The sequence below is a fragment of the Brevundimonas sp. genome, assembly GCF_036963785.1.
In the GTDB taxonomy this organism is placed as follows: Bacteria; Pseudomonadota; Alphaproteobacteria; order Caulobacterales; family Caulobacteraceae; genus Brevundimonas.
Genome location: NZ_JBALUS010000003.1, coordinates 476977 through 495223, shown reverse-complemented (window position 1 = coordinate 495223; position 18247 = coordinate 476977). Strand labels below are relative to the sequence as shown.

Genomic DNA, 18247 nt, shown 5'->3' with positions numbered 1-18247 from the left:
GAAAAGGCAGGGTCCCTGATGAACGAAGCCGAGGCGTCCGATCCCTTCCGGGTCTGTTTCGAGGACCTGTCGGTCGGGCAGGTCATACCGCTGGGCGCCTGCACGGTGGACGCAGAGGCCCTGACCGGTTTCGCCACCACCTTCGCGCCCCGCTGGCCGGTCGAGGCGGGGGCGCCGCCGGCCATGGTCTATGCCCTGTGGACGCGGCTGTTCACCGAGAAGTCCAGCCACTGGGCCCAGACCAAGGTGCTGGCCGTCGACGGGCTGCGCTATATGCGTGACCCGCCGGCGGGTGAGTTGCTGCGTGGGCGAATGACCGTCATGGGCAAGGACCCGGTCGGCGACGACAAGGGCATTGTCATCGCCCAGCATGACCTGCTGGACGAAGGCGGGCGGCTGGTCTTTTCCTGCCTGACCCGCGCCCTGTTCACACGCCGCGCCTGATACGAAAACGCCCGACCCGGAAGACCGGATCGGGCGCTCGTTTATCGCAGCCGCATCAGGACTACTGGACGCGTTCGACCGTAAAGCCGCGCTGCTCCAGCAGGACCTGGACGCTGTCGTCACCGGCCAGGTGGGCCGAGCCGACGGCGATGAAGATCACGCCTTCACCGTCCATCATGGTGTCGATCTGGCCCGCCCAGTTGGCGTTCCGCTTGACCAGCAGGGTCTGGTAGAACGGCTCGCTCTCCTCGCGCAGGGGGGTCACGCCGATTTCCTCGAGGGCCTCCACATCGCCGGCGGCCCAGGCCGCGACGAGGCGGTCCAGCTCAACCGTCGCGTTTTCATAGTCTTCCAGGACCGAGCGCAGGAAGCCCATCTGGCCCTCCTCGGACATGCCCGCCAGCATCTGGATCTGCTCTTCCATGGTCTCAAGGCCATCGACCGGCTTGCCGGCTTCGAGGGCGCGGGCACGCAGCACCAGTTCCACACCGGATTGCGGGTCGTAGCCGGCCTTGGCCAGCGGGGCCATCGACAGCGTCAGGCCCGCCAGCCAGGGGCGCATCGGCTCCAGCATGGCGCCGGTCATGCCCATATCGCCCGCAGCGGTGTTCAGTTTGGCCTGCTCCTGGGCCGTCAGGCGGCTGGACAAGGGGGTCTCCACATCGATGCCGTAGCGCTGGATCAGCGGTATGGCGGCGGCCTGGTCGTCCGGATTGGTGATCTCGAAAACGACACGGTCCGCGCTGGCAAAGGCCTCGTCCACCGTATCGGAATGCCAGGCGGTTTCGGGCCGCAGGATGTGGACAGTGCCGAACAGATAGATGGTCGAGTCCGCGTCGCGCAGCACCCACAGGGCGGGCTTGCTCGTCTCGGCCGCGGCGTCCTGGGCCATGACCGGAGCGGGTGCACCGGCGATGACGGCGAGGCCGAGGCCAAGGCCGAGGGCGGCAGCGGCGGCCGTGCCCATCAGGCGGCGGCCAAAGGCGAGGGTCGAGGTCTTCAGGGTATCAAGCATGGTCATAGGTCGATCCTTTCATGATCGGAGGGGAAGTCAAAAAAGCGGGTTGAAGAGAAGGGCTATTTCAGTCCACGCCGGGCGCCGGCGACGGCCGAGGCGACCATGTAGACGGCCATCATGATGCCGATCATGCCCCAGGCGGTGATGCCCTCGACAAGACCCAGTCGCTCGGAGGCGGCGTAGACGAACAGGGCCAGTTGCAGGGTCCAGAAGGCCAGCGAGCCCGTCTCGACCATCACCCGGCGCAGCATTTCGTCGGCCTGGCGGAACATCATCACATTGGCGACGGTCTGGATGGCCAGCAGGCCCAGCACGATGGCCATGGCCACCTCGGCGGAGACCCAGTTGGGACCGTAGATCGGGATCACCAGCATGACGCCGGCCAGCGCCATCACCAGAATCTGCAGCATGCCGCAGCCCTTGGGCACATTGGCGGGACGCAGGGCCATAATGCCCCCCATCACGACGCCCATGCCGATCAGCACCACCCCGACGAACAGGTTCAGGGCGTCGTCGGCGGGCAGGGCCGAGGCGTCGATGAAGCGGGCGGTCGTCGCGCCCACGGCGGCCCCGATCAGGGCCAGCAACACCAGTCCGCCGATCTTCAGGGCGGGATGGAGAGTGCGCTCTTCGGAGATCATGGCTCAGTCCTCCAGAAAGATGGATTCAATGGGTTGTTCAAAGACGCGGGCGATCTTGAAGGCCAGCGGCAGCGAGGGGTCGTAACGGCCGGTTTCCAGCGCATTGACGGTCTGGCGGGAGACCCCCAGCCGGTCGGCCAGCTCGGCCTGGCTCCAGTTGCGCTCGGCGCGCAGTACCTTGAGACGATTGTTCATGATGCGATCACCGGTGCCGGAGCCACCAGGCGGCCCAGGCGATCAGATAGCCGGTCATCTGGACGCCCAGCGTCAGGCCTGCGCCGGTCAGAACCAGATCCGAGGGGTCCCCCGAATAGTCCGCAGGCACGAGGTCGATCACGTCCCATGTGCCGAGACCGAGGACAACGATGATCACCACAATGCCGGCCGATCCGCCCCAGTACCACGCCCATTTGTGGGCCTCGCGCACCGCCTCGTCCGCCCCGCGCCACCAGACCACGCAAATCCAGAAGACGACCGCCATACTCGCGATCAACATGCCGGTCTGCAGAAGCTCCGTGGCCGCTCCGCCGAAGGCGTCGATCAGCGCGGAGGCGAATCCGACAACCAGCCCCAGAAGGGCGCAGACCCCCAGCATGCCGAGGTAGCCCAGGCGGCGGCGTTTTCGGATTGGTTGGTCGTTCATGCGGAAACCCCTCATCGATCTGACAAGGGTGTTTTACATCAGTGCGCTGTCATGTCAAGCGACCTTGTCAAAAAGTCTGCAAGCCTTGTCTTAGCCCTGTGAAACGCCGGAGTCCGGGGCTTTCAGCAGTTCCGGACGGCTCAGGGCGCGGGGCGAGGCCTCGACCGGCGCAAGGTCCGGCAGCTCCTTGCCCTCATGGTCGACGTGCAGATCCTCGAACCGCCGGGCCGACACCATGACCTGGCTTTCCAGCGAGCCGACGAACTGGTTGTAGCGCCCGACCGCGGCGTCCAGCGCCTTGCCGACCGAGGCCGCGTGCCCGCCCATGACCGACAGTCGCTTGTACAGCTCCTTGCCCAGCCGGGCGACGTCCTCGGCGTTCTTGGTCTGCTCCTCGGCGCGCCAGCCATAGGCGACCGCCTTGCACAGGGCGAACAGAGTGGTGGGCGTGACGATGACCACGCGCGAGGCCATGGCCTGGGTCATCAGCTCGGGCTCATGATCCAGCGCCGCGGCCAGAAAGGCATCGCCCGGCACGAACATGGCGACGAAGTCGGGGCTGGGCTGGAACTGGTCCTGATAGGCCTTGGAGGCCAGCTGGCGCATATGGGTCTTCATACTGGCGGCGGTCCGCAGCGAGGCGGCCTGCTGGCGCTGTTCCTCATCGCCCTCGCCCTGATCGGCAAAGGCCAGCGGCACCTTGGCGTCGATCACGAACATCCCGCCGCCGGGCAGGCGCACGACAAAATCCGGCCGCTGCTGGCGGCCCGCCTCGTCGGCATTCGAGGTCTGCTCCTCGAAATCGAACCGGCCGGCCATGCCGGCGGCCTCCAGCACATTGCGACAGGTCTGCTCGCCCCAGCGCCCGCGCCGTCCGGTGTTGCCGCGCAGGGCCTCGGTCAGCTTGCGCGCCTCATCCCGCGTGGCCGACGACGCCGTCATCAGCGCCGCCAGCTGTTCCTTCAGCCCGCCGGTCTCCTCCGACCGCGTCTTCTCCAGCGCCGTCACATGCTCCTGGAATTTGGCCAGGGTGTCGGCCACCGGCTTCAGCTGGGCCTCCATCCGCTCGCGGGCCAGCAGCTCGCGGTTGCGGAAGGTCTCGTCGGTGCGCTTCAGCAGCTCCTCGGCCACGGCCCCGGCCGATTGGGCGGCCTGGGCGCGCAGATATTCGGCATTGGCCGCCGCCTGATCCTCGAACAGCCGCATGCGCGCCTCGGTCTCGGCATGCCGTTCGCGCAGCTCCCAGTTCCGGGTTTCGGCGGCAGAGGCTCGCCGACGCTCCATCAGGGCCCAGGCCAGGGCGATGACGGCGACCACCGAAGCGGCGACGAAGGCAATGAGGTAAGCGTTCATGCTCCGTTCCTAGCCTGAGTCAGGAAGGGGGGAAAGGCACGTGGGGCGTGATGGAGCCGACGGTCCAAGGTTCATCACAGCGAACACAGCGAAGAAAAACCACGGAGGGCACGGCGAGGGGGTGCGGGTATCGGCGGGGGCGCCTCTTTCATCTCCTCCCCCTCATGGGGGAGGTGGCGCGCCGCAAAGCGGCGTGACGGAGGGGGCGACTCTGCGGACATCCGTTTCCCCTACGCAGGTCGGGGTCCAGAAGGGCATGCAAGCCGCCCGCCTGCTGCTCTGGGCCCCGGCCTGCGCCGGGGAAACGGAGGGAGGGGGGCAAGGGTCGGCCCCACGGGATGCCCGTCCCTTGGAAATCCCAACCGACTGTGATCTGACAGCGTGATGATCGACGCCGTCGAGCTCTATGGGTTGGAAGCACTGGACGATCCTTTTCGTGAGGATTTCGAGCGTGCTCGCGCGCTGCTCGACGGGCCAGAGTGGGAGCGTGGTCTCGAAGAGCTCGAGACGCTCGCATACGCAGGTTCAATGCTCAGCACTATTTGCGTCGCCAGCTGTATGTGGAAGGGCTGGTACGACCACCAAGATCTTGCAGGGGCCGAAGCCTGGTACCGGGTTGCAGCTGAAGCGGGCTATTCCGCAGGCCACTTCGGGCTGGGAGTCACCTATCACCACATGGGCCGCTTCTCGGAAGCGTCGGTTGAGTTTCAAAAGGCGGCGTCCAGAGATTATAGCCCGGCCTACGACGCGCTCGCGTACCTGTACGCGCGCGGCGAAGGCGTCGCGCTTGATCGACAAAAAGCGCTGGCTCTTTGGAGAACGGGCGCTTCTCAGGGGCATCAGCGAGCCAAGATCGCCTTAGCCAAGGCGCTTATTCATGGCTACGGAGGAGTCAGGGGCCGCTTAGAGGGACTCGCGCATCTATTCCGGTTGATGGCAGAGGTTTTCCGGGAACCTGACGCGGCCTTGGCAGAAAAGCGGGTCACACCGCTTCCCACCGTCCATTGAAACGTCCGCTACCCACCCTCTAGCGGACACCTAAAGAGGCCGCCTCCAGTCAGAGCACCACCCCTACGTCGGCCGCCTTGCGCGCATGGCCTGGATGATGGTGCCGTCGTCCAGCCAGTCGAGGTCGCCACCGACCGGTACGCCGCGCGCCAGAGAGGTCACGCTGACCCCGGCATCGGCCAGTCGCTCGGCGATATAATGGGCAGTCGTCTGGCCATCGACCGTGGCCGGCAGGGCCAGCACCACTTCACGCACACCGCCCTCGCCGACACGGGCCACCAGTTCCCCCAGCCGCAGCGACTCGGGGCCCACCCCGTCCAGCGCCGACAACAGGCCGCCCAGCACATGATAGCGACCGCGAAAGGCGCCGGACCGTTCCATGGCCCACAGGGCGCCGGCCTCTTCGACCACGCAGATCAGGCCGGCGTCTCGCGCGGGATCGGAACACAGGGTGCAGGGGTCGCGGGTATCGGGGGCGCCGCAGATCGAACAGGACTTCACCTTGTCCGCCGTCTCGGCCAGCGAGGCCGCCAGCGGCAGCAACAGCTGCTCGCGCCGCTTCAACAGGGCCAGCGCCGCGCGCCGGGCCGAGCGCGGCCCCAGCCCGGGCAGTTTCGACAGCAGACCGATCAGCCGCTCGATCTCGGGTCCGGCAGACGCGGCCACCGGCGGATCAGAACAGTTTGGGCATGCCGGGGATGTTCATCCCGGCCATGGGGCCCGCGGCCTCGCGCATCAGCACGGAATTGGCCTCGTCCAGCTTGCGCTTGGCATCCGCATGGGCGGCGACGATCAGGTCGGCCAGGATGTCCTGTTCACCGGCCACCATCAGGCTCTCGTCGATCTGCACGCGGGTGACTTCGCCGGGGCCCTTCAGGCTGACGGTCACCAGTCCGCCGCCCGAGGTGCCCTCAGCGGTGGTTTCGGCCATCTTCGCCTGGGCGTCCTGCAGTTTTTGCTGCATCGCCTGGGCCTGTTGCATCAATTGGGTCAGATCTTTCATGACCCCTATCTAGGACGAAGCGGGCCGTTCCGACAGGGGGTAGAGGGTCCTATTCCGTCTCCTCCTACTCCACTGAAGCGAGGTAGGTTTCAATGGCAAGTGTCTGGATACGGCCTGCCAGCGCGTCCAACGCATCCAGCCGTCCGAGGCCGATCTGGCTGGTGAAGGCATAGCCTTCTTCTTCACTGGCCGCTGCGGCCCCGACACTGACTTCGAGATAGGCGTTCGGCCCCTCGATCACGAGCCAGGACAGATAGATCCAGATGTCCTGGTCCGTCGCAGACTGGCCTGAGACGGTGCAACGGTGCCCCTCAAGACCCTTGATCTCGACCCGTTCGAAATGGATCACCGGAAGGTTCTGATAGGCTTCGGCGCAGGCCTGGGCATCGGCATAGACGGGACGGCGACGTCGCTCGCCTTCAGCAGGCGGCCCGGCATTCAGACCCGCTTCGTCGGTCACGCCGTACATGTCGAAGTCGACGGTGTAGTCGAAAACCCCTTCGGACGGCAGGTCCTTGAAAACATCGCCCAGAAGGGCCTCGAACATCGGTTTGAACGAGGGCACATCGACGCCCATCTCGACACCCAGCGCCTTCATGCCGTCGTCCAGCTGTTGGGCCATATTGGCGATGCCCGCCCGATCCTCGTCGGTGATCACCGACGCCGAAGGGTCGCGGGCCTCCTGGGCGGACACAGCCCCCGCCGCGCCCATCAGCATCAGGGCCGAAAGCCCTCCCAACAGCCAGTCCCGCATATCCGCCTCCCGGATTGAATGTCCGGTGAAACTAGATCAGCGATCAGGGTTCGCCCATGGCCGGGGCCCCTCCTGACAGGTTCCGTCAGGTATCGGCGTCGGCCTCGCCGTCATCGTCTGGATCGTCCGGGATGGCGGGCAGGGAGACTGCCGGGGCCATGTCACGGATTTCTCCCAGCTTCGCACCGGGGAAGGCCTCCAGCACCGAGCGGATAAACGGATCCGCCTCGACCTCGGCCCGGGTCTGTTCGCGGGCCTTGCGTTCCTGCTCGATCAGGGTCTCGCCCCCGCCCTGACCGTTGGCGGCGACCAGCCAGGTGCGGCCGGTCCAGTCCTTCAGCCGGCTGGCCAGCTTGCGCGCCAGATCGGGCGGCGTGCCCTGGGCGGGCTCAAACGTCAGGGCCCCGGGCCGGAAGGCGACCGGACGGACATAGCGTTCGACGTCCAGCTTGAGCGCGATCTCGCGCTTCTCGTCGATCAGCGCCACCATGGCCTCAAAGGTCTGGGGATCCGGCAGGGCGGCCGGGGCCGCAGGGCGCGGCTGGGCCATCGTCGCCTGGGCGCCGCCGCCCCCTGACGACCCGCCGCCGCGCGGGGCCGGGCCACCGCCACCCATGCCCTCGCCCGACTTCAGGGCCTTCAGTGCCTCTTCGGGGCCCGGCAGGTCGGCGGCATAGGCCAGACGGATCAGCGCCATTTCGACAGCGTCGGCGGGGTTGGGCGCCCGGCGGGTTTCCTCCAGCGCGCGCAGCAGCATCTGCCACACCCGGGCCAGCGTTCCGGCCGAAATGCCCGCACCCAGCGCCGCCAGCACCCGCGCCTGATCACCGGGCAGGCGGGTCGCCTCGGGCCCCAGCATCTTGGCGACCGAGGCTGCGTGGCAATGTTCCAGCAGGTCGCCCATGATCTGCACCGGATCGGCGCCATAGCCATAGAGGTCGCGGAACATCTCCAGCGCCTCGGGCGTGCGACCGCCCATGAGGGTCTCGAACAGGGCGATGGTCCGGGTGCGGTCCGCGAGGCCCAGCATGTCCCGCACAACCTCGGCCTTGACCGCCTCACCCTCCCCACCTTGGACCAGCGCCTGGTCAAGCAGCGACAGGCCGTCGCGCACCGAGCCCTCGGCCGCGCGCGAGATCAGCGCCAGGGCGTCGCGCTCGATCGCCATGCCCTCCTGCTGGGCGACGCGGCCCAGGTGTTCGATCAGGATTTCAGGCTCTACGCGCCTGAGATCGAACCGCTGGCAGCGGCTCAGGATCGTCACCGGAACCTTGCGGATCTCGGTGGTGGCAAAGATGAATTTGGCGTGGGGCGGCGGCTCTTCCAGCGTCTTCAACAGGGCGTTGAAGGCCTGGTTGGAGAGCATGTGCACTTCGTCGAGCACATAGACCTTGTAGCGCGCCTCGACCGGGGCATAGCGGACACTGTCCAGGATCTCGCGGATGTCGCCCACGCCGGTGTGGCTGGCGGCGTCCATCTCCATGACGTCCATGTGCTGGCCCGCCATGATCGCCGCATCGTGCCGCCCGGTGGGTGTCAGGGCCAGGGACGGCCGGTCAATCCCGGGGGCGTCATTGTTCAGCGCGCGCGCCAGCAGCCGGGCAGTGGTCGTCTTTCCGACCCCCCGCACACCGGTCAGCATGAAGGCGTGGGCGATCCGGCCGGTCTCGAAGGCATGGGTCAGGGTGCGGACCATGGCCTCCTGGCCGATCAGATCCTCGAAGGTCGTCGGCCGGTATTTGCGGGCCAGCACCTGATAGGCGGCCGAGGGGGCCTCCTTCAGCGGCGCAGGCTCGGGGAGAGGCGCGAGGGCGGGCTCAGGCTCAGGCGCGGCCGGCGCACCGAACATGTCATCGGTGTCGGGGTCGCGCTCGACCGACTCCACGTCGGGCGTGTCATCGTCGTCCCACGGCGGAATCGGGTCCATATCGCTCATGGGCCTGTCATAGCCCGTGACGCGATCCCGGGCGAGGCCGGATGACGGTTTTGCTGAGGGGAGAAGGTGGAGACCGCGACCCGAAGGGGAATTCGTTGTGGCTGCTGCCTTCCGGCCCTGACCAGGTTGGCGAAGCCTTCGCCCGCGATCTCCACCCCCGATATGCGCGTTCAGCTTCGCGAGATCAAGATGCCTTACGGATCGCGGCGCCGAGCGCTATGGAGAGCGCCATGACCGCGCCCGTCGTCACTGCCTTTTCCGCCTCGCCCCTCGACCGGGGCGGCGACAGCCGCAATGACCCCGACTGGATGGCCGCGCGCACGGCCGATCCCGCCGCCCTGTCGCTGGCGATGATCGAGGGACGACCCCGGCTGGAGACCGTTGACGGTCGGGAACGGCTGGCCTGGGCGCCCCTGTCACGCCTGCTGCCGCTGTCGGACGCCCAGCCGGCGTTTCTGGGATTCTGGAAAGAGGCGCCAGTCTTTGCCTGTTCGGTGCCCGAAGCCCGGACCGCCGAGCTTGAGACGCTGATGGGGCCCGGCGACCAACCGGATATGCGGGCGGCTGCTGCCCGTCTGCCAATGGGCGATCTGGCCATGGCCGGCGCCGCCAAGGGCCTGTTCGACTGGCATGGCCGCAATGGCTTCTGTCCCGGCTGCGGACAGGAGACTCAGGTCGCTTCGGGCGGATGGCGGCGGACCTGCGCCCCCTGCGCGGTCGAGCATTATCCGCGCGTCGACCCGGTCTGCATCATGCTGCCGGTCTATAAGGGGGGTGCCGAGCCCATCTGCCTGCTGGGCCGACAGGCCGCCTGGCCCGCCGGGCGTATGTCCGCCCTGGCCGGCTTCATGGAGCCGGGCGAAAGCCTTGAGGAAGCCTGTGCCCGCGAGGTGAAGGAAGAAGCGGGCCTGACGGTCACAAGCGTCCGCTATCTGGCCAGCCAACCCTGGCCGTTCCCGCACCAGCTGATGCTGGGGCTGATTGCCGAGGTCACGGACGACAAGGCCCAGCCCGACCTGACCGAACTGGAAGCGGTGCGCTGGCTGACCCGCGAGGAGGCCCGGCAGGTACTGGAAGGGCGCCACCCCGATGTTGTGGCGCCCTATCCCTTTGCGATCGCCCACAGCCTGCTCAAGGCGTGGGTGGACGATAGCTGAAGTCGCCCGGCGTCAGTTAAAGACGCCGACGCCCCAGTTGCAGGTGCCGTTGCAGGCCGGCATCTGGACCTCGACGGTGTAGCGACCCGCGGTCGCCGCCTCGAATACGACCATCGGCACATCGTCGTCCTCAAAGTCGCGGCCCATCTCGCGACCCGACGGATCGCGCACGATCATGTCGACGTCGCTGCAGTTTTCATCGCAGACGCCGATGAAGGCGACCGGGCCGGACGGGACCTGGATGGTCGCGGTGTTCGAAGCCCCCTGGGCGAGGCGGCCTGACACCTTGCTCTGCATCGTCAGGTCGGCCTCGCTGGAGACCATGTCGAGCAGGAGATCGACCAGGGCCGCGCCGGAGGGGTCCTGGGCCTGGGCCGAGGCGCCCGGCGCCATAACGGCAAAAGAGAGGGCCGCCGCGGCGGCAAGGGACTTCAGCATGGGGTTCTCCATAAATGATCCGTCTTTGTGCCACTGTCCCGCTCCGCCGACAAATGACGAAACCCTTCCGGGTCAGCCCGCGATCGCGGCTTGGGCCCGGGCCGCGGCCAGGTCATCCGGATTGTCCACCGACAGGGGCGCATCGGCGATTACCGCGGCGTGGATCTGCAGGCCCATTTCGAGCGCCCGCAGCTGTTCCAGCTTCTCGCGGCGCTCCAGCGGCGAGGGCGGGGCGGCGCAGAAGGCCTCCAGCGCGGCCCGCCGATAGCCGTACAGGCCTACGTGCCGCCAGACCGGGCCGTCGCCATACAGGGTCGACCGGGTGAAATAGAGGGCGCGGCCCTCGGTCCCTTCCGGGGCCATGGCCAGAACCGCCTTGACGACATCGGGACTGGTCCGGTCGTCAGGCCCCGCCTCGGGTGCCATCAGGGTGGCGATGTCGCAGTCGGGATGCCGCGCCAGGAGATCGATACAAAGCGCCGAGAGGCCCGGTTCAGCGAACGGCATGTCGCCCTGCAGATTGACGATCACATCGTGCTGCGCCTCGGGATCCAGCGCCCGGAGCGCGGCGCGGATGCGATCCGAGCCGGAGGGGAGGTCCGGATCCGTCAGCACGGCCCGGCCGCCGTCGGCCTCGACGGCCTCAACGATTTCGGGGTCGCCCGCCGCCACGGCAACCGCCAGACCCGAGGCCCGGGCCTGACGACTGGCCCGGACGATCATGGGCAGGCCGCCGATGTCGGCCAGCGGCTTTCCGGGCAGGCGGGTCGCGGCCATGCGGGCCGGAATCAGGATCAGGGGGTTCATCGGGGCTCGATCAGCGGGGTCTTTGGTCGCAGCCGGGTGTCAAACCCAACCGGACAGTTGCGAAGGCCGCATTACCGTGTCAGAGACGCGTCCGCGAAACAATGCCTGCGACCCTGCCACCGGCTGACGACGCGGGCCCTTCAGATACGGGACTGACGACCGGATGAGCGGCAACCTCGAGTGGAACAAGATTTTCGGTGCGGGACTGGCGACGGTCTTCACGATCCTGGTTGTCCAGCAGGCCTCGGGCTTCGTCTATGAGACGAAGGCCCCCGAGAAGATGGGCTATGCGGTCGAAATCCCCGAAGGCGGGGCCGAGGGTGGGGCCGAGGCGGCACTGCCGCCGGATTGGGGCACCCTGATCCCCGTGGCCGATCTGGCCGCCGGTGAAGCCGCCTTTGCCCGCTGCCAGGCCTGTCACACCATCAATGCCGGGGGGGCCAACGGCATCGGCCCGAACCTGTATGGCGTGGTCGGACGCGCCGTCGCGGGCCATGCGGGCTTTGCCTACTCCGACGCCATGATCGCCCACAAGGCCGAGGATCCGACCTGGACGCTGGACGCCCTGGATCACTTCATCACCGCTCCCGCGCGCTACGTCTCGGGCACCAAGATGTCGTTCGCCGGTCTGCGCGACACCGAAACCCGTGTGAACCTGATCGCCTGGCTGATGAGCCAGGGCTCGGGCGGTTATGCGGTTCCCGCGCCGGATCCCGCGCGCCAGCCCGGCGCTGCCGCCGGGGAAGCGGGCGAAGCCGGCGAAGGCGTCACTGCCGCTCCCATCGACGGTGCTGCTGGCCAGCCCAACATTGAGACGCCCGCCGCGCCGCCCGCCTCGGACAGCGCGCCCGTCGGCGGCTGATACCGGTTCTCTAGAGTCGTCTGAAGATCGGCGCGCCGAAGCCCTCGGCGCGCTGATTCGCATCGGCCTCGGCCAACGGCTGGCGACATACTTCGCCGGCCCGGCCCGAGGCGTGGATCACCATGTCAGCATCCATCGCGATCGCGGAATGACCGGTCCAGCCGGGCCCTCCGGCGGGATGCGGCCACAGGACCAGATCGCCGCGCTGCAGGTCTTCGGCGGCGACAGCCTGGCCCAACTCGGCCTGACCGTCGGCGTAGCGGGGCGCCGGCCGACCACAGGCCATCAAGCAGGCCTGAACCATGGCGGCGCAGTCCATGCCCGTTTCCGTTCGACCGCCCAGGGCATGGGGCAATCCAATCAAGGTCTCGGCGACCGTCGCCAGATCGGGCGCAAACTGCCCCACAGGCATCAAGGCTACATCGCCCACGGCATCCCGCGAGGGGTCGACAAGGGCGTTAAACGGCAAAACCCCGCCGGGGGCAGACACGCGGAGGGTCGGCACGCATACGCCGGACTGGAGGGCGGCGACCGCCACCCAGCCCACGACGCCGTCCCGACGACAGCGGCCCCACTGACGGTCGCCCTCGCGGGTCAGGACATCAAACGCCTCGCCGAACAGCAGCTGGGAGATGCGGTTGCCGTCATCATCCCGCACATCGGCGAGGGGGACGGCTGCCTGCATGGCTTCTGTCGGACGATAGGCGCGCGCAGACACAAGCCCTTCCAGTGCCGCTTCGGCAAGGTCGGGTCGCATCAGCAGGGCGCGGGTATCAGCGTCGATCATCACATGCGGCGGCGGTGGGTCCGGATTCCGCCACCCTGCACGCACAAGGCCGAAGGTCGCGTTAACGCCGGCGTGATTTAGCCGGGATACCGCGTTCTAAGCATGTCAAAGCAGGCGCGGATGGCCTGCACCTCGCCGCCCTGTGGCCAGCCGGCACGCCCGCGCGGGTTCCAGGCGAAGATGTCCATATGCGCCCAGGCCCCGGTCTCCGGTGCAAAATTCTTGAGGAACAGGGCCGCTGTCACCGATCCCGCCTGGGCCCAGGCGGCGGAGTCATTCCGCAGGTCCGCTATGTCGCTGTCCAGCGCATCGGCGTAGGGCGCCCACAGGGGCATCCGCCACACGGGGTCCTGCACCCGGGCCGAGGCCGCCAGCAGATCAGCCGCCAGCGCGTCGTCATCTGTATAGAGCGGCGGCAGGTCCGGCCCCAGCGCCACCCGTGCCGCGCCGGTCAGGGTGGCGAAGTCGAGCGTGAGATCCGGCTTGAGCTCGCCCGCCCGGGCCAGCGCATCGGCGAGGATCAGCCGCCCCTCGGCATCGGTATTGCCGATCTCGATCGTCAGCCCCTTGCGGCTGGACAGGATGTCGCCCGGGCGGAAGGCATCGCCCGAGACGGCGTTCTCGACCGCCGGCACCAGCACCACGAGCCGTACCGCCAGCCCTGCGCGCATCACCTGTCGCGCCAGCCCCAGCGCGTGGGCGGCCCCGCCCATGTCCTTCTTCATGTTGCGCATGCCGGCGCCGGCCTTGAGGTTCAGTCCGCCGGTGTCGAACACCACCCCCTTGCCCACCAGCGCCAGCAGCGGCAGGTCGGTCCGGGTCGCATTCCAGTGAATCTCGACCATGCGCGGGGCCCGCGCCGGGACGGCCGCCCGGCCCACGGCATGGACCGCCGGATAGTTGGCCTCAAGCAGGGCGTCGCCGGTGATGACGCTGATCGTCGCGCCGGACTCCTCGGCGATCTCGCGCCCCATCGTCTCGATCTGCAGCGGACCCATGTCGGCGGCGGGGGTATCCACCATCTCGCGGACCAGATCACAGCTGCGCGCCAGATCCAGCACCCGCGCGCGGTCCACGCCATCGGGCACGACCAGCCGCGCGGCCGGCTCGACCTCGGGCTTGGTGTACCGGTCAAACGCATAGCTGCCGAGGCAGAAGGCCAGCGCCGCCAGCTCGGCCTGATCGCCCAGAACCCCGTCCAGCCGCCAGACCCCACCCGGCAGGCGGTCCGCCAGGGCACGGAGCCCCATGGGCGAAAAGTCCTTGCCCATGCCGAACAGCGCCCCGGCGATCTGGCCCTCCTCGTCCGGACAGAGCAGCAGACGTCCCTGCTGCCCCTTGAAGCCGTTGGCGGCGGCCCAGGCTCCGACCCGCCCCTCCAGAGCTTCGTCCGCGGCAATCAGGCGGACGGGCCGGGCCGACTTTGCATCTTCGGTATCGGCGGCGACCAGAACGGGCAGGCGGCGGGACATGGGCTCTCCACGGCATCTCTGGGGTTAACGAAGGATTGACCGAAGCGGCCCACCCTGACGGTGACCGAAACTCTATCCCCGGGATCGCCCCATGTCGCGCCCACTTCTGTTGATCGCCACGCTCGCGGCCCTTGCCCTGCCGTCCGCAGCCCTGTCGCAGGACCGCCAGCCGGCCTCGGCCGAGACGCGGGCCACCTATGACCGCATGGACCCGCTCAGCCGCTCGCTGTTCTGGCAGCAGGAGTCCGAGATCAACCCCACCGATCCGGTGGCCGGCGTGCGGCTGGCCCAGGCCCTGCGCGAACTGGGCCAGTTCGATCAGGCGGTTCAGGCCGCAGACAAGGTGCTGGTCGTCCAGCCTGACAATGCCGAGGCCATGATCGAGCTGGGCCGCGCCCACATCGCCCGGGGTCAGGCCTTCTACGGCATCGCCGCTCTGGAACGGGCCCGCGACCTGTTGCCCGGCGACTGGCGCCCGTGGTCGTTGCTGGGGGTCGCCTATCAGCAGGTGCGGCGCGAGGCCGACGCCCAGCTCGCCTGGGCCGAGGGGCTGCGCCTGTCGCCCGACAATCCGTCCATCCTGTCGAACATGGCCATGGTACGCCTGACCTCCGGCGACCTGCCCGGGGCCGAAGCCCTGCTGCGACGCGCCGCCGCCCAGCCCCAGGCCGGCCTTCAGGTGAAGCAGAATCTGGCGTTGGTGCTGGGCCTGTCCGGCAATCTGGGTGAGGCCGAAACCATCCTTCGCCGCGAGCTGCCGCCCCAGGTCGCCGACCAGAACCTGGCCTGGATCCGCGAGCGCGCGGCCGGGCCGGTCACCGCCGACAGCGGCCGCACCTGGCAGTCCCTGCAATAGCGTCTTTCGCCTCTCGACTGGCGCGCCTATGTTTCGGCCATGATCGACGACCTCTATAGCGCCCGTATTCTGGGTCTGGCGGCCAATCTGCCCCATGCCGGCCGGCTGGCCCGTGCCGACGGCACCGGTGAGCGCGTCGCCCGACTGTGCGGCTCGCGCGCCATCGTCGATGTCGTTCTGGATGACGAGGGTCGGGTCGCCGACTTCGCCCAGGACATCAAGGCCTGCGCCCTCGGTCAAGCCGCCGCCGGTGTGATCGGCGAAGCGGTGATCGGCGCCTCAACCCACGAGATTACCGCCGCCGCCTCTGCCCTGACCGCCATGCTGAAGGCAGGCGGCGAGGGTCCGGAGGGCCGGTTCGAGGGCCTGCGGGTGCTCAAGCCGGTCGCCGACTATCCCCAGCGCCATGCCTCGACCCAGGTGGCCATGGGCGCCTTGCTCGATGCCGTCGACATGGCCTTGGCAAAGCGCGACACCCCCGAGGCCGAGCGAACTCGCCGCGCCGGAGCGGCCTGATCCGCCCGGCTTTCCCTGACCTTGCCTGCGGTGCTTGCCCGGGCGGGCGATGCGGGGGATAAGCGCGGCGACATGGCATCCGGCGAAACCCTCTATGAACGCGGCGTCCGCGCGGCCCATCGTGGCTACAAGCTGACCCTGTCGCCCCTGATCGGGCAGTCGTGCCGGTTCCTCCCGACCTGTTCGGACTATGCCCGCGACGCCCTGATCACTCACGGGCCGGTGCGGGGCGGCTGGCTGACCGTCCGGCGCCTGTGCAAATGCCACCCTTTCGGAAGTTCGGGCTATGACCCGGTTCCGGCGCGGGAGCCCTCCCCTCCCGCGATCCAGACAACGAAGACAGACAGATGATCGACCTGAAATTTCCCGATGGTGCCGTCCGCCAGTTCCCGTCCTCGACGACAGGGCGGCAGGTGGCGGCCTCCATCTCGCCCTCGCTGGCCAAGAAGGCCGCCCTGGTCGAGATCAATGGCGAGCAGCGCGACCTCGACCGACCGATCGACTCCGGCGGCGATTTCCGCCTGATCATGCGTGACGATCCGGCGGCTCTGGAAACCATCCGCCACGACGCCGCCCATGTGCTGGCCCAGGCAGTGCAGGAGCTGTTCCCCGGCACCCAGGTGACCATCGGCCCGGCCATCGACGACGGCTTCTATTATGATTTCCACCGGGAAGAGCCGTTCTCGACCGACGACTTCGCGGCCATCGAAAAGCGCATGGGCGAGATCGTCGACCGGGATGAAAAGCTGGTCCGCGAAGTCTGGGATCGCGACGAGGCCATCATCTATTTCGACAGCATCGGCGAGCGCTTCAAGGCCGAACTGATCCGCGACCTGCCCGAGAATGAGGTCATCACCGTCTATCGCACGGGCAAGTGGCTGGACCTGTGCCGGGGGCCGCACTTCCCCTCGACCAAATTCGTCGGCAAGGCCTTCAAGCTGACCAAGCTGGCGGGGGCCTACTGGCGCGGCGATCATCGCAATCCGCAGCTGCAGCGCATCTACGCGACGGCCTGGGCCTCGAAAGAGGACCTGGACGCCCACCTCAAGCGTCTGGAGGAGGCCGAGAAGCGTGACCACCGCAAGCTGGGCCGCGCCATGGAGCTCTTCCACATGCAGGAAGAGGGCCGCGGCATGGTCTTCTGGCACCCCAAGGGCTGGGTGCTGTGGCAGGTGATCGAGGCCTATATGCGCCGCCGCCTGAACGCCGCCGGCTATGTCGAGGTCAAGACGCCCCAGGTGCTGGACCGCAAATTCTGGGAGGCCTCGGGCCACTGGGACAAGTACCGGCCGAACATGTTCGTCTGCGAGACGGTCGAGGGCGAAGAGCTCAGCCTCAAGCCCATGAACTGCCCCGGCCACGTGCAGATCTTCGATCAGGGACTTCGGTCCTATCGCGAACTGCCGCTGCGTATGGCCGAATTCGGCGCCTGCCACCGCTATGAGCCGTCGGGCGCCCTGCACGGCCTGATGCGGGTGCGCGGCTTCGTCCAGGACGACGCCCACATCTTCTGCCGGGAGGACCAGATCGTCGAGGAGACCTCGCGCTTCATCGACCTGGCGCGCAGCGTCCACGCGGATCTCGGCATGGAGACCGCCTATATCAGCCTGGGCACCCGCCCTGAGGTCCGTGCGGGCACGGACGAATTCTGGGACAAGGCCGAGGCCCAGATGGCCGAGGCCGCCCGTGCGGCGGGCACCGAGCCGGTCGTGACCGAAGGCGACGGCGCCTTCTACGCGCCCAAGCTGGACTTTGTCGTCAAGGACGCCATCGGTCGCGAATGGACCTGCGGCACCATCCAGCTGGACTATGTCCTGCCGGAACGTCTGGGTGCGGAATATGTGGGCGAAGACGGCGCCAAGCACCGCCCGGTCATGCTGCACAGGGCCATCCTGGGCTCGTTCGAGCGCTTCATCGGCATCATGATCGAGAACTATGCCGGGGCCTTCCCGCTGTGGTTGGCGCCGGTCCAGGCCGTGGTCGCCACCATCGTCTCGGACGCCGATGACTATGCGAGGGAGGTCGCGGCGAAGTTCAAGGCGGCGGGCCTGCGCGTCGAGACCGACCTGCGCAACGAGAAGGTCGGCTACAAGGTGCGCGAGCACTCGGTCGCCAAGGTTCCGGTGATCGCCGTGGTGGGCAAGAACGAGGCAGAGGAAGGCAAGGTCGCCATCCGCCGCCTCGGGTCACAGGGTCAGGATATCGTCTCCGTTGAGGAGGCCATCCGTATACTGACGGAAGAGGCAACCCCGCCGGACCTCAAGCGGGGATAGTTTCGTCCGGATCCGTACCGGCCCGGCTCGATGCCGGGCGAACGGTGCCGATTCGCTCATCGCCGCACAAGACGTGGGCGGCGATGCCGCTGGCGTGGGTCCGCAGCAGGGCGGAGGCCTCCTTGAGGGCCTCGGCGTCTGTCAGGGCCATCAGCGGCTCGACATGCGGCGTGCTGAGCACATCGCTTTCGATGAAACAGAAATAGGTTTTCACGGATGTCCCCAATCAGGGGATGTCCTATCACGCGGCCCGGGTCGACAATGTTCGCCGGGCGACAC

At 67.9% G+C, this 18247-nt stretch carries 22 protein-coding genes and 1 other RNA gene; 8 read left to right on the top strand and 15 right to left on the bottom strand.

The window, feature by feature from the left end; translation table 11 throughout:
• Positions 1-18: 18 nt before the first annotated feature.
• The gene (locus V7672_RS09175) at positions 19-444 is read left to right on the top strand and encodes an acyl dehydratase (protein ID WP_335624289.1); all 426 of its coding nucleotides are present in this window, start codon (positions 19-21) and stop codon (positions 442-444) included.
• 61 nt (positions 445-505) lie between these two features.
• Here the strand turns inward: V7672_RS09175 and V7672_RS09170 are convergent, their stop codons facing one another.
• The 5 genes from V7672_RS09170 to rmuC form a co-directional block, all read right to left on the bottom strand.
• On the bottom strand, positions 506-1465 hold the full coding sequence (locus V7672_RS09170) for a TraB/GumN family protein (protein ID WP_335624288.1): 960 nt from the start codon (positions 1463-1465) through the stop codon (positions 506-508).
• A 56-nt stretch (positions 1466-1521) separates the two neighbouring features.
• Entirely contained in the window at positions 1522-2103 is a 582-nt protein-coding gene (locus V7672_RS09165; protein ID WP_335624287.1) for a hypothetical protein, read from the bottom strand.
• A gap of 3 nt (positions 2104-2106) precedes the next feature.
• Positions 2107-2298: a helix-turn-helix transcriptional regulator gene (locus tag V7672_RS09160; RefSeq protein ID WP_209119112.1), complete on the bottom strand. Its 192-nt coding sequence runs from the start codon at positions 2296-2298 to the stop codon at positions 2107-2109.
• 7 nt (positions 2299-2305) lie between these two features.
• Complete coding sequence (locus V7672_RS09155; protein ID WP_335624286.1) at positions 2306-2746, bottom strand: hypothetical protein; 441 nt, start codon at positions 2744-2746, stop codon at positions 2306-2308.
• A 90-nt stretch (positions 2747-2836) separates the two neighbouring features.
• Positions 2837-4099, bottom strand: a complete 1263-nt coding sequence (gene rmuC, locus V7672_RS09150; RefSeq protein ID WP_335624285.1) for a DNA recombination protein RmuC — start codon at positions 4097-4099, stop codon at positions 2837-2839.
• A gap of 384 nt (positions 4100-4483) precedes the next feature.
• On the opposite strand from rmuC, the gene V7672_RS09145 reads away from it, so the two are divergent.
• On the top strand, positions 4484-5107 hold the full coding sequence (locus V7672_RS09145; protein WP_335624284.1) for a tetratricopeptide repeat protein: 624 nt from the start codon (positions 4484-4486) through the stop codon (positions 5105-5107).
• A gap of 63 nt (positions 5108-5170) precedes the next feature.
• Here the strand turns inward: V7672_RS09145 and recR are convergent, their stop codons facing one another.
• The 5 genes from recR to ffs form a co-directional block, all read right to left on the bottom strand.
• The gene (recR, locus tag V7672_RS09140; RefSeq protein ID WP_335624283.1) at positions 5171-5773 is read right to left on the bottom strand and encodes a recombination mediator RecR; all 603 of its coding nucleotides are present in this window, start codon (positions 5771-5773) and stop codon (positions 5171-5173) included.
• A gap of 7 nt (positions 5774-5780) precedes the next feature.
• On the bottom strand, positions 5781-6110 hold the full coding sequence (locus V7672_RS09135; RefSeq protein ID WP_335624282.1) for a YbaB/EbfC family nucleoid-associated protein: 330 nt from the start codon (positions 6108-6110) through the stop codon (positions 5781-5783).
• A gap of 64 nt (positions 6111-6174) precedes the next feature.
• Entirely contained in the window at positions 6175-6864 is a 690-nt protein-coding gene (locus V7672_RS09130) for a hypothetical protein (RefSeq protein WP_335624281.1), read from the bottom strand.
• Positions 6865-6949: 85 nt separating this feature from the next.
• Positions 6950-8800 carry a DNA polymerase III subunit gamma/tau gene (locus tag V7672_RS09125; RefSeq protein ID WP_335624280.1) on the bottom strand — a complete coding sequence of 617 codons (1851 nt, stop codon included), beginning with the start codon at positions 8798-8800 and terminating at the stop codon, positions 6950-6952.
• A gap of 61 nt (positions 8801-8861) precedes the next feature.
• Positions 8862-8957: signal recognition particle sRNA small type (gene ffs / locus V7672_RS09120), an RNA gene on the bottom strand.
• Between the two features lie 73 nt (positions 8958-9030).
• Here ffs and nudC point away from each other — a divergent pair.
• A complete protein-coding gene (nudC, locus tag V7672_RS09115; protein ID WP_335624279.1) occupies positions 9031-9957 on the top strand; it encodes an NAD(+) diphosphatase in 927 nt (308 codons plus the stop codon).
• Between the two features lie 12 nt (positions 9958-9969).
• Here the strand turns inward: nudC and V7672_RS09110 are convergent, their stop codons facing one another.
• Positions 9970-10395, bottom strand: a complete 426-nt coding sequence (locus V7672_RS09110) for a hypothetical protein (RefSeq protein ID WP_335624278.1) — start codon at positions 10393-10395, stop codon at positions 9970-9972.
• Between the two features lie 72 nt (positions 10396-10467).
• Positions 10468-11202 (bottom strand): 3-deoxy-manno-octulosonate cytidylyltransferase, encoded by a 735-nt coding sequence (locus V7672_RS09105; protein WP_335624277.1) that lies wholly within the window; start codon positions 11200-11202, stop codon positions 10468-10470.
• Positions 11203-11365: 163 nt separating this feature from the next.
• Between V7672_RS09105 and V7672_RS09100 the strand changes: the two genes are divergently transcribed.
• Positions 11366-12064: a c-type cytochrome gene (locus V7672_RS09100; protein ID WP_335624276.1), complete on the top strand. Its 699-nt coding sequence runs from the start codon at positions 11366-11368 to the stop codon at positions 12062-12064.
• A gap of 10 nt (positions 12065-12074) precedes the next feature.
• On the opposite strand, the gene V7672_RS09095 is transcribed toward V7672_RS09100, so the two are convergent.
• Together V7672_RS09095 and V7672_RS09090 are read right to left on the bottom strand one after the other, a co-directional pair.
• Complete coding sequence (locus V7672_RS09095) at positions 12075-12851, bottom strand: C40 family peptidase (protein ID WP_335624275.1); 777 nt, start codon at positions 12849-12851, stop codon at positions 12075-12077.
• A 77-nt stretch (positions 12852-12928) separates the two neighbouring features.
• The gene (locus V7672_RS09090) at positions 12929-14323 is read right to left on the bottom strand and encodes a leucyl aminopeptidase family protein (protein WP_335624274.1); all 1395 of its coding nucleotides are present in this window, start codon (positions 14321-14323) and stop codon (positions 12929-12931) included.
• Positions 14324-14414: 91 nt separating this feature from the next.
• Between V7672_RS09090 and V7672_RS09085 the strand changes: the two genes are divergently transcribed.
• The 4 genes from V7672_RS09085 (at position 14415) to thrS (ending at position 17968) form a co-directional block, all read left to right on the top strand.
• Positions 14415-15179, top strand: coding sequence for a tetratricopeptide repeat protein (locus V7672_RS09085; RefSeq protein ID WP_335624273.1), 765 nt, complete (start codon positions 14415-14417; stop codon positions 15177-15179).
• 39 nt (positions 15180-15218) lie between these two features.
• Positions 15219-15695, top strand: coding sequence for an iron-sulfur cluster assembly scaffold protein (locus V7672_RS09080; RefSeq protein WP_335624272.1), 477 nt, complete (start codon positions 15219-15221; stop codon positions 15693-15695).
• 72 nt (positions 15696-15767) lie between these two features.
• Positions 15768-16046: a membrane protein insertion efficiency factor YidD gene (gene yidD / locus V7672_RS09075; protein WP_335624271.1), complete on the top strand. Its 279-nt coding sequence runs from the start codon at positions 15768-15770 to the stop codon at positions 16044-16046.
• A complete protein-coding gene (thrS, locus tag V7672_RS09070; protein ID WP_335624270.1) occupies positions 16043-17968 on the top strand; it encodes a threonine--tRNA ligase in 1926 nt (641 codons plus the stop codon). The genes yidD and thrS overlap by 4 nt, the downstream gene beginning before the upstream one ends.
• Here thrS and V7672_RS09065 read toward each other — a convergent pair.
• Positions 17955-18182, bottom strand: coding sequence for a hypothetical protein (locus V7672_RS09065; RefSeq protein WP_335624269.1), 228 nt, complete (start codon positions 18180-18182; stop codon positions 17955-17957). The genes thrS and V7672_RS09065 overlap by 14 nt on opposite strands.
• Positions 18183-18247: the final 65 nt, after the last annotated feature.

Bases quoted from the DNA above. Each gene is read 5' to 3' on its own strand.
- V7672_RS09175 (WP_335624289.1), top strand. From the start codon at position 19: ATGAACGAAGCCGAGGCGTCCGATCCCTTCCGGGTCTGTTTCGAGGAC.
- V7672_RS09170 (WP_335624288.1), bottom strand. From the start codon at position 1,465: ATGACCATGCTTGATACCCTGAAGACCTCGACCCTCGCCTTTGGCCGC.
- V7672_RS09165 (WP_335624287.1), bottom strand. From the start codon at position 2,103: ATGATCTCCGAAGAGCGCACTCTCCATCCCGCCCTGAAGATCGGCGGA.
- V7672_RS09160 (WP_209119112.1), bottom strand. From the start codon at position 2,298: ATGAACAATCGTCTCAAGGTACTGCGCGCCGAGCGCAACTGGAGCCAG.
- V7672_RS09155 (WP_335624286.1), bottom strand. From the start codon at position 2,746: ATGAACGACCAACCAATCCGAAAACGCCGCCGCCTGGGCTACCTCGGC.
- rmuC (WP_335624285.1), bottom strand. From the start codon at position 4,099: ATGAACGCTTACCTCATTGCCTTCGTCGCCGCTTCGGTGGTCGCCGTC.
- V7672_RS09145 (WP_335624284.1), top strand. From the start codon at position 4,484: ATGATCGACGCCGTCGAGCTCTATGGGTTGGAAGCACTGGACGATCCT.
- V7672_RS09135 (WP_335624282.1), bottom strand. From the start codon at position 6,110: ATGAAAGATCTGACCCAATTGATGCAACAGGCCCAGGCGATGCAGCAA.
- V7672_RS09130 (WP_335624281.1), bottom strand. From the start codon at position 6,864: ATGCGGGACTGGCTGTTGGGAGGGCTTTCGGCCCTGATGCTGATGGGC.
- V7672_RS09125 (WP_335624280.1), bottom strand. From the start codon at position 8,800: ATGAGCGATATGGACCCGATTCCGCCGTGGGACGACGATGACACGCCC.
- nudC (WP_335624279.1), top strand. From the start codon at position 9,031: ATGACCGCGCCCGTCGTCACTGCCTTTTCCGCCTCGCCCCTCGACCGG.
- V7672_RS09110 (WP_335624278.1), bottom strand. From the start codon at position 10,395: ATGCTGAAGTCCCTTGCCGCCGCGGCGGCCCTCTCTTTTGCCGTTATG.
- V7672_RS09105 (WP_335624277.1), bottom strand. From the start codon at position 11,202: ATGAACCCCCTGATCCTGATTCCGGCCCGCATGGCCGCGACCCGCCTG.
- V7672_RS09100 (WP_335624276.1), top strand. From the start codon at position 11,366: ATGAGCGGCAACCTCGAGTGGAACAAGATTTTCGGTGCGGGACTGGCG.
- V7672_RS09095 (WP_335624275.1), bottom strand. From the start codon at position 12,851: ATGATCGACGCTGATACCCGCGCCCTGCTGATGCGACCCGACCTTGCC.
- V7672_RS09090 (WP_335624274.1), bottom strand. From the start codon at position 14,323: ATGTCCCGCCGCCTGCCCGTTCTGGTCGCCGCCGATACCGAAGATGCA.
- V7672_RS09085 (WP_335624273.1), top strand. From the start codon at position 14,415: ATGTCGCGCCCACTTCTGTTGATCGCCACGCTCGCGGCCCTTGCCCTG.
- V7672_RS09080 (WP_335624272.1), top strand. From the start codon at position 15,219: ATGATCGACGACCTCTATAGCGCCCGTATTCTGGGTCTGGCGGCCAAT.
- yidD (WP_335624271.1), top strand. From the start codon at position 15,768: ATGGCATCCGGCGAAACCCTCTATGAACGCGGCGTCCGCGCGGCCCAT.
- thrS (WP_335624270.1), top strand. From the start codon at position 16,043: ATGATCGACCTGAAATTTCCCGATGGTGCCGTCCGCCAGTTCCCGTCC.